3 protein-coding genes are annotated in these 1,745 nt (G+C 31.4%); 1 reads left to right on the top strand and 2 read right to left on the bottom strand.

Features of this window, described 5'->3' with window-relative positions; translation table 11 throughout:
• The coding region (locus EKL98_RS17645; RefSeq protein ID WP_199740723.1) for an Hpt domain-containing protein at window positions 1–391 on the top strand (391 nt) is incomplete at its 5' end.
• A 44-nt stretch (window positions 392–435) separates the two neighbouring features.
• On the opposite strand, the gene EKL98_RS15520 is transcribed toward EKL98_RS17645, so the two are convergent.
• Both EKL98_RS15520 and EKL98_RS15525 read right to left on the bottom strand, forming a co-directional pair.
• Window positions 436–1,359: an IS1595 family transposase gene (locus tag EKL98_RS15520; RefSeq protein WP_126563103.1), complete on the bottom strand. Its 924-nt coding sequence runs from the start codon at window positions 1,357–1,359 to the stop codon at window positions 436–438.
• A gap of 71 nt (window positions 1,360–1,430) precedes the next feature.
• A partial coding sequence (locus tag EKL98_RS15525) for a DUF2490 domain-containing protein (protein WP_148104427.1) occupies window positions 1,431–1,745 on the bottom strand: 315 nt, incomplete at its 5' end.

Genomic DNA, 1,745 nt, shown 5'->3' on the forward strand with positions numbered 1-1,745 from the left:
GAAAAAAAATCAAAAGGAAAGTACCGAAATCAAATACACTAATTTAGATTACTTGAAGGAAAGAACTAAGTCTAATCCAAAACTAATGATGGAAATGATTTCAATATATTTGCAACAAACCCCACCATTACTTGAGGCTATGCGGCAAAGCGTATTGGATAAAGATTGGCCTTTATTAGCGGCTGCAACACATAAAATTATTCCATCCTTTGCTATAATGGGTTTGAGTCCTGATTTAGAAAATAAGGCAAGACTAATTCAGGAAGCTGCAAATTCGAAGCAATTTACTGATGAAACTGCACAAATGGTAACCCAAATCGAATACATTTGTAGGCAAGCTAGCAAAGAATTAGAAATTGAATTTAACCGTATAAAAAACACATTATCGTGAAAAAAGAAAACATAATAAAACTATATGCTTGTCCGTTTAGCTACCTATAATTCATTCCATCGATGATTAACTCCAGCAACGATTAGTCTTTCCATAGTTTTATCTTGAAAATATCTTCGATTGAATTTATAACAAAACTCATTTAAATAGTTTTCTAGAAAATCATCATCAATCCGATGATGTACATCTAACAAAAGCCTTTTGGCATTACTTATTGCTTTATGAACCCAAGGTAACACCTTGTTTACATTGGTTTTGTCGACTTTATATGCCGTATGATTTATGGTTTGGCTTATCTTTTTGTATGACGAATAATTATCTGTAACAACATCGGTATCTGGTTCTACTCCAGTTTCTATCTTTTGGTTTATCGTTTCAGATTTTAAATTATGGATAACTTTCATTTTCAAATAGCCAACTTTCTTGTCTGGACTGTATTTATTTTTGTTCTCTTTATTTTCTTTGGATTGAATCATTACCAAAACTGTTGTCTGTTTTTGACTTCCTCTTCCTCGCTTGTTTTTCTCGTCTTTTGAAAGATTTTTGTTGACTGTTTCAAAAAAACCTTCGTCAAGTTCAATAGAATCCGTTAATTGATATTCATCATCTCGCAAGCCCATAACCGATCGAATCTTGTGCATCATAAGCCAAATTGGTTCATATCGCTTATGATTTAATTGCCTTTGCATTTCCTTTGCAGAAAAACTTTTCTTGGTGGCTGTTAATAAATGCATTGCTATAAACCAGTACTGAAAAGGCAATTTGCTTGATTGCATTACTGTGCCTGATCTTAAAGAGGTTCTGTATTTGCACTGTTTACATTCGTAACTCCATTTGTCTTTTTTCCAATAATGCTTTTTGCAATTACACTTTTTACAAACAATCCCTTCCTTATCTCTTATCGATTTGAACTTGAGTTTACAGCTCAATTCATCTGGATACTCTTTATAAAAATCTAAAATATTCATATCAAATCTATTTAGATTTTAAAGATACAAAATAATTAGGTGTTAATACGGATAAGCATATTTTAAAAAAACTAAAAAGGCAAACTATTAAAAAACATAATTTGAAATTGAGTTCTGCTAGAATTTTGCTGAATTTGTGACATTACTCCTAATTCCATTTTCAAACTTTTACTGAAACAATAGCCAAGACCGCCATAAATACGATCTCTGTCAAAATAATTGCCTTCGGTATTGATAAAAATTTCATTATAGGCAGAAGCATAAATTGTATTTTTATCCATCTCTTTTTTGTTAATCGGAATATTCAAAGAGAGAAAATAACGCGCTCGCATCTTGAAATCATCTTCTAAAAATCGCTGTTCAAAACGATAACGGTGTTGGATATT

This window comes from Flavobacterium bomense, assembly GCF_003970355.1.